Origin of the sequence: Mesorhizobium sp. M7A.F.Ca.AU.002.02.1.1, from assembly GCF_003998535.1 — a bacterium.
GTDB lineage: Bacteria > Pseudomonadota > Alphaproteobacteria > Rhizobiales > Rhizobiaceae > Mesorhizobium > Mesorhizobium ciceri.
Window position 1 is genome coordinate 1 of the sequence record NZ_RZPB01000049.1, and the last position, 7,820, is coordinate 7,820.

The 7,820-nt window shown below is 60.2% G+C and carries 5 protein-coding genes; 4 read left to right on the forward strand and 1 reads right to left on the reverse strand.

Features of this window, described 5'->3' with window-relative positions:
• On the reverse strand, nt 1-342 hold a 342-nt coding region (locus tag EN879_RS05485), incomplete at its 3' end, for a serine hydrolase domain-containing protein (protein WP_164774320.1).
• Between the two features lie 187 nt (nt 343-529).
• Between EN879_RS05485 and EN879_RS05490 the strand changes: the two genes are divergently transcribed.
• The 4 genes from EN879_RS05490 to EN879_RS39745 form a co-directional block, all read left to right on the forward strand.
• Complete coding sequence (locus tag EN879_RS05490; protein WP_063170653.1) at nt 530-1,432, forward strand: LysR family transcriptional regulator; 903 nt, start codon at nt 530-532, stop codon at nt 1,430-1,432.
• Nucleotides 1,433-2,456: 1,024 nt separating this feature from the next.
• Complete coding sequence (locus EN879_RS05495; RefSeq protein ID WP_244514431.1) at nt 2,457-3,623, forward strand: HlyD family secretion protein; 1,167 nt, start codon at nt 2,457-2,459, stop codon at nt 3,621-3,623.
• Nucleotides 3,623-5,215, forward strand: a complete 1,593-nt coding sequence (locus EN879_RS05500; protein WP_082826772.1) for an MFS transporter — start codon at nt 3,623-3,625, stop codon at nt 5,213-5,215. Before EN879_RS05495 ends, EN879_RS05500 begins: the two co-directional genes overlap by 1 nt.
• Nucleotides 5,216-5,662: 447 nt before the next feature.
• On the forward strand, nt 5,663-7,820 hold a 2,158-nt coding region (locus tag EN879_RS39745), incomplete at its 3' end, for a PAS domain-containing protein (RefSeq protein WP_245493797.1).

The window sequence follows — 7,820 nt, forward strand, 5'->3', positions numbered from 1 at the left end:
CTGCTCGATTAGCTGCATGCAGGCCGTGGCGGTGAAGGCCTTCGTCATGGACAACAGCCAAAATACCGTATCGGCGCGCATCGTTGCTCCGGTGGCCGTATTGGCCTTTCCGAAGGTTCCTTCGTAGATCATGCGGTCTGGTCCTGCCGCGGTGGCAACGACGCCGGCGACGGTGCCGTCGCGCACCGCCTGTTCCATGGCCATGTCGATGGACTTGAAGTTGCCGGACCGCGCTTGCGGGTTGGCCGCCAGTGCGTGGACCGGTGAGTTCACGGCGGCGGCGCCCGCCGCGAGCAAAAGGCTGCCACGCGCCAACAGGCTTCTGCGTGAGATCGCATTCATGGATGAATTCCTTCTCGCAAGGCCGGAGATTTCCGCGGTCCGGCATGCCGCCGCGCCGTCCGGGCGCTCAAAAATCATCTAGGGGAAGCAATGCGATGATTCACGCGCAATAAAATCAAAGATAAGGTGACTCAAAATCATCATGAAGGGACGGTTGAGATCACCGACCTCGCAAAGGAGAGAAGGCATGAGTTTCGACACGCGGCTGCTGACCGGGGTCGGCGTTTTCGGGGCGGTGATGGAAGCGGGCAATTTCGTGCGGGCTGCGGATGTTCTCGGTCTCACGCCGTCGGGGGTCAGTCGTGCCGTGGCGAGGCTCGAACAACGCGTCGGTGTCAGGCTGTTCGACCGCAATCCGCGCGAGGTCGCGCTGACGGAGGAGGGCGCGCGCTTCCATGCCCGCATAACGCCACTGCTGGCTGGACTGGAGGAGGCGGCTTCCGAAGCCGCCGGTTCGGCGGCATTCGTCGGCGGACGGCTCAGGGTATCGATCGATCCCTGGTTCGCGCGAATGGTGCTGGCGCCGAGGATCGGTGAATTCCTGGCACGTTACCCCGCACTGTCGCTCGATCTGACCACCAGCAACTATCGCGAAGAGATGATGAGCGGCGCGGATGTCGCCGTGCGCTTCGGTCCGCCGGACGAATCCTCGCTAATCGCCCGCAAACTGCTGGACGTACCAGTCCTGACCTGTGCCGCCCCAAGTTATCTCGACCGGCACGGCATTCCAGCCACGCCCCACGACCTGATGCTCCACGATTGCATCCTGTTTCGCAACCCGCAGACCGGGCGGCCGTTCACCTGGGAATTCCGAGGGGAAAGCGGGGCCATCGAGATCAAGGCCTCGGGGCGCTTGGTCATGGACGATCCCTCCGCTGCCGTCGCGGCCGGTCTCGCGGGGCAAGGCATATTCCAGAGCCTTGCCATCGGCCTCGACGAGTGGCTTGAGAGCGGGGCGCTCACGACGATCCTGGCAGAATGGTCCGACGAGCAGTTTCCGCTTTACGCCTATCATCCGTCACGCCACATGCCGCCGGCAAAAGTGCGCGCTTTTCTAGATTTTGTTCAACGGATCGCGGCGAAGAGATGACCACGCCTTTCTCAGTCGAGTCCACCATCCGGACTATCTCAGCACTCACCAGTTTACTCGCTTGGTAGATGGGTGACTGCAATGGCTACCGACGGGAAGGCTACGGCACGAACCCGCTTCGGCGCACCAAGGCCGCAATGATCTACAAGATGACAGACAACCACGCCTACAACCCTTCGTACCACCGCGACCTGCGGGTTTGAGCTGAACGACTGCTTGGTTCGTATCTGTCACAAAGCAAACAGTCCGCAGACGGCCCCAATCGAGACGCTTCTTGCTCGTTGAAGAACGTCGTTAATGGTGCGACCGCGACTTTCCAATGAGGGACTGATACACCGTCACGATCCTTCTTCGCGAGATAGGGCGAGTGAGGCGTTCATCGGGCGAAATGCAGCGTGGTAGGGGGGACAAGAACATCGAAAAACATAGGAACAGATTTGAATGCTTTGCTGTCCCACTAGTTCCTAACTGCTTGATTTAGCTTCTTTTCCAAACATCCTCCGGGCCGGGTTAACCCGAATTCGCCGCAAAGGTGGGCCTATCTAGAGCTCGTTGTTAGTTATTCGTACACTGATCGTTTCCCGGAAGCAGTGCAGCGTAAGGGCAAACGCTCATTCTCATCCGGGAGCTATTCTCTTGCTTGTTAACACCAGCAACACGTAGTGCAGATGCTCTTACTCTGAAAGATCTCCGAGTGATGAGTGCGGTGATCGGCGGCAACGACGTGCGAATAGGCGGGTTTTGATTGGCCACAGATCTCTATTTCTGGCGGACGGCAGCTTGGCGCCCAAAGTCGGACGCAGAACCTACTTTGCGGTCGCCCGAAAGCCCACAGATGCAGCGGTGTCGCGTCAGGTATCTACCTGTGCCGAGGGTCAGTATAAACTACCGATCAGAGCGAGCCGAGATGCTCGTTCGCGTGATGGCGCGGGCGCACTGAAATCCGCGACTATTCGGCACTTCTGTTTTCAGCGGCCCGGAGACATTCTCGTGAACCCCTACTGCGTAGCCCCGACTTGCAGCCTTGCCGATCATCTTGATCACGGGAAATCGACAATCCTCTTCGATAGTGCGTCGAATTGAGGTCGAAGCAATCATGAGCCCATCTCGCAGGATCGCAATCGCCGTCGTCGCGCTCGTGTTGATCCCATCGGCAGCTACGTGGAGCTGGCAGTGGTTCAGGGTTGGTCGCTACCAGGAAACGACCGACAACGCTTATCTGCGCGCAGACATCACCAGTATCGCTCCCAAGCTGGCCGGCTATGTCGTCGACGTTGACGTGGACGACAATGCCAGCGTTGCAAAGGGCGCAGTTCTCTTTCGCATCGACGACAGCGACTATAAGGCCAAGGTGGTCCAGGCAAGCGCCAATGTCGCAGCCCGGCAGGCGGAAATCGCCAACATCGAGGCAAGCCATAAACTGCAAGATGCATTGATCGCGCAGGCCGAGGCGCAGAAACAGTCAGCCGCCGCAGACCTCCAGTTCGCCCGTGCCAACCTGACCCGCTATGTCACACTGCAGAAGAACGGCACTGCCAGCGATCAGAAACTGCAGGATGCACAAGCCAGCTACGACAAGGCAAAGGCGTCCTTGGACGGCGCAGAAGCCAATCTGCTGGCTCAAAGGCTGAAGCTCGGCGTCTTGGAAGCACAATTGTCCGGTTCGCACGCGGCCCTGTCACAGGCGAAGGCCGCTCTCGACCTGGCTATGCTCGACCTCGACAACACGGTCGTGAGAGCCCCGGTCGACGGGATCGTCGGCAATCGGCAAATCCGTGTCGGCCGTTATGTCACTCCAGGGAATGCGGCCTTGGATATCGTTCCCGTCGACGATGTCTGGATCGTCGCCAACTTCAAGGAAACGCAGCTCAGCTTGGTCAAGATTGGCCAAAGGGTACGCGTCACGGTCGACGAATATCCAGATCAAGAAATCGACGGTGTTGTCGACAGCTTCGCTCCCGGCAGCGGCGCGGCGTTCAGCCTGCTGGCGCCGGACAATGCCACCGGAAACTTCATCCGCGTTGTCCAGCGTGTGCCGGTGAAGATCAGGATGATACGAAACCCGTTGCCTGGCCGCCTCGTTCCGGGGCTCTCCGCCCGCGTTGCCATCGCCCTGGGAGCGGGCGACGTTCCAGCGGTGGCGTTGGAAATGCGGTCCGGCGACAGTGCCAACGGACGCCTGGTACAGTGATGCACCGCACCGAAGCCGAAAAAAGAGCGTTCCGCCATCCTGATACCCTGCCGTGTGCCTGGCTAGTAGCAACTGGTGTTGTATTGGCCGCCTTCATGGACGCAGTGGCATCCACTGCACTGTCGATCGGCCGGATCGACATGCTCGGCGACATCTACGCAACGCCGGATGAACTGGCGATGGTCGACATCGCATTCATCGCCGCCAAGCTGACGGCTTTCCTTGTCGCTCCGCTTCTTGTCACCGCCGCCAGGCCGACCGCCTGCCTGCGCGCGGGGGTCGTGATGCTTCTGCTGGGTTGCGCGGCAATGACGCTCTCGGTGGATCATGTCTGGATTTGTGTTTTCCGCGTCGTCCAGGGGCTGGCTGGCGGCACAATTCTCGTAGCTGGCCAGACGCTGCTGTTTTTTCGGTTCCCGTCTCGACATCAGCCGATTGTCCAAGCAGTTTTTGCCGTCGGCGCCGTAATGGCTCCAACGACGATTACGCCGGCCCTGCAGGGCTGGTTGGTCGATCATTTCTCCTGGGACTGGATATTCCTCGCCAACGTCCCGCTCGGCATCGCCGCCCTTGTCCTTCTGGCGGCGGATGGCAATCGGACATACTGGCGGGCAACCACGCTCCCCGTCGTCGAGGTCATTGTGCTCGGCATCAGTACCGCGCTTTTGACATACGTGCTGCTGCAGGGCAGCAGGTTCAACTGGTCGGACGACATGGGGATCACCGGCCTTTCGACCATCGGTGTGGCGGCCGCCGGCCTTGTGGTTGTCCGGGAGGCCCGGTTCCGCTCAGGCTCACTTCAGGCGGTCGCGCCTTTCGCCGATCCGGACTTTCGCTTTGGCTTTCTTGTCAGCCTCGTCGCGGGCTTTGCCCTATCGGGCAGCACCTATCTCATCCCGGCTTTTGCCCTCAACGTTCTCGATTTTACGGCCACGGCCGCAGGAGTGCTTCTGCTGCCCAGCGGAGCCATGCTGGCGCTGGGACTTCTGTTCTCCGGCCTCCTCATCGAAAAGGCCGGCGTTCACCCGATCGCCCTTGTTCCGTTTGGAGTCCTGCTCTTCTCCGGAGCCATGTGGCTCCTGTCCGGTTCGACGAGCGGTAGCGGCACCCCCGACCTGACCCCGGCCCTGCTTCTGCGAGGATCAGGTCTCGGTCTTCTGTTCGTGGCACTGACGCTGGTTACGCTGCGTGGACTTGCTGCCGATATTCTGCCGTTTGGAATAGGGCTGTTCAATCTCGGGAAGCAGGCTGGTGGTCTGATGGGCACGGCGCTCTTGCAAACGTATATCGATCACCAGAACGCTCTCAACCGAACGATGTTGTCCACCCACCTTGTCCGTGGCGATCCGGCCCTGGACCAGCGCTTGAGGGCCAGTGCGAACATTCTCACTTCGAACGGTGCCGACATTCTAGCGGCGCCCAAGATCGCTTTCCCATTGTTGCAGCGCTCTCTCGAAAGGCAAGCCTCCACGATCTCTTTCGACGAAGCTTTCTTCGCGCTCGTGTTGCTGTTCGCGGTTGCTGCGCCATGCCTGATTGGCGCCAAGCAATTGTTCAGTCGCAAAGTCCTCCGGCGGAGCCGAACTGGGTAGCCTCCTATGCGTTGGAACAGATGTCCTTATCGTCATGGCGTCCAACTTGAATCTTGCGAGCCACGTCCACCAGACCAGACGGGGATGAACACGCGGGGTCGTCGCGGCCGCGTCGCGCTGCGGTTCATGGATTTCCGTGAGGTGCCGCTGGGGCGCGGCGCTGCTTATGGTGAGTTTTGGTTCGTCAGCCCAGATCCCAGCTGCTGAGAGCAAGTGCTATACGGAGAGCCGACCAGGCCTTGTTTCAGGGGCTGTAGCTTCAATCGGGACGTCTAGGTGCCTCACCCCGAAAGTTAGGTCACTCACATCTCATGGATTTCCATGAGGTGCGGCTGCGGCGTGGTCCGGTTAAGATGATGAACCAATTCGCGAGCCCAGATGGTCAACGATGAGAGTTAAAGAAGGCGCTGACAGTCTCCGCCTTTCATTGTCCGGTAGGAGAAGACAATGACGACAGCGTTCAACTCGCTTGGCGATCCCGATGCGGAAGCGTTGCGGGCGGCTCGGCTCATCGAAAGCGTGGTCGGCAATGGGTGGGCGACAGACGCGGCCGGCAGATTCAGCTATGTTACTCCCAGCACGCTATCGCTTCTCGGCACGACGCTGGAGGAGTTCAACACTTCGTCAGAAGATGGCTCCGCGGGTTGGAAGCGGCTAATCCATCCAGACGACTATGACCGAGCCGTGGCCGAGTGGCGTCGCTGCCTGCAGACAGGTGAGCACTACAATGTGGAGCACCGCATTTTGCGCGCGAGCGGTGCTTACGGTTGGAGTCGAAGCTCCGGACAGCCGCTGTGCGATAGCGAAGGTAACGCCGTTGCATGGTATGGCACACTGATTGAAGGCGATGCGCCGTCCGCAGCCACAGAGCGATTCGCCGATGTGATCAGTGCGGCACTTGAGAAGGGAGCCGCCTCCGACGCTCTCCATTCTTTGAGTCTGGTCCATCCGGATGACCGGACAGCGGCGGCGCACGCAGTCGCCCGCGCCTTCTGGACGGGTGTCCCCCAAGTAACGAGGCACAGGCAACTGCAGGCCGACGGAAGTTATCGCTGGAACGAGACCCGATCGGAGCCCGGCTACAGTGTCAGTGTGGACATTGATGATCTGGTGACAGACGGGGAGCCGCTTTCCGGGGCGGACCTGGATCTCTTGGTTGAAAACAATGCCGGGCCAATTCGATCGGCGAAAATCGTTGAAAGCATATTCGGGAACGGATGGGCGTTCGATGCGGCGGGTAGATGGATCTACCTGCATCCGTTCGCGCTGAGCTCCCTCGGGGTGACGCTGGAGGATCTGAACGCTCCATTGAACGAGGGGTACACCGCCTGGAAGCGTTTGCTTCATCCAGACGACTATGAGCAGATCGCGGTTACCTGGCGCCATTGTCTGAGGACCGGCGATCATTTCAATGTCGAGTTTCGCTTTCGGCGCGCAAACGGCACCTATGTATGGGCCCGAACCGCCGCGCGGCCCGCGCGCGACAGCCAGGGTCGTATCACGGGATGGTACGGAATCGCGCTCGACAACGATGTCTACAAGAAAACCGTGGCGGAGCTGCGCGGTCGGGAGCGGGAACTTTCTCAGCTCGTCGACATGGTCCCAGTCCAGATCAGACGGCTGACGCCTGAAGGCGAGCCGACCTTCTTCAACAGACGTTTGCTTGACTTCTTCGGTCTCGACGGTGTGGCGGATCTGGACAAGCCGGGGATGAGCCGGCAGGCGGCGGCCATACAGTCCCTCGTCTATCCCGAAGATGCGGCACGCCTCCTGGAGACCGTCCGCCACTCTCTGGCTACCGGCGAACCATACTCCATGAAGTATCGAATGCGCCGTGCGGACGGAGCGTACCGCTGGGTGGATGGACGCGGCGAGCCGCTGCGTGATCACAGCGGCGCGATTGTTCAGTGGTATGTGATCTCTATCGACGTCGACGACGAGATGCGCGCACAGGAAGCGTTGCGCGACCGGGAGCGGGAACTCTCGCAACTGGTCGACATGGTGCCGAGCTTCCTCTGGCGCCTGTCTGCGTCGGGCGAGCCGGTCTTCTTCAGCAAGCGAATGGTTGAGTATCTCGGCCTTGACGTAGGAGGATACGAGAATGTCGGAGGAAATGGCCTGAAGGCGGCCATTGCGGCTGTCGTACATCCCGATGACGCCGCCACGCTGGAAGCAGCGATCAACCACTCGGTCACCACCGGCGAAAGCTTCTCCCTGAACTATCGCCTGCGTCGTGCTGACGGCGTCTTCCGATGGATGTCGGGCCGAGCGGAACCGATGCGAGACGAGTGTGGGACTGTCGTCCAATGGTACGGTCTTTCGCACGACATCGACGACCAGGTGAGGGCAGAAGAAGCGCTGCGGAAAGCCAACCGGCAACTGGAGCAAATGATTGACGCTGTGCCCGTGAATCTCCTGAGCTTTGCCCCTTCAGGCAGGATCACCTACACCAGCAAGCGATACCTGGAGAAGGTCGGTTCGCCACCGACGCACATCAATGATTTCGATGCCCTGGCCCGGGACCTGGCCCATCCTGAAGACTTTCCGACAATGTTTCGGAGGGCGTCGAATGGCTTTGCGTCCGGCCAGCCTTTCATGAACCGCT

Coding starts and splice junctions, on each gene's coding strand:
- EN879_RS05500 (WP_082826772.1), top strand. CDS start 3,623: ATGCACCGCACCGAAGCCGAAAAAAGAGCGTTCCGCCATCCTGATACC.
- EN879_RS05490 (WP_063170653.1), top strand. CDS start 530: ATGAGTTTCGACACGCGGCTGCTGACCGGGGTCGGCGTTTTCGGGGCG.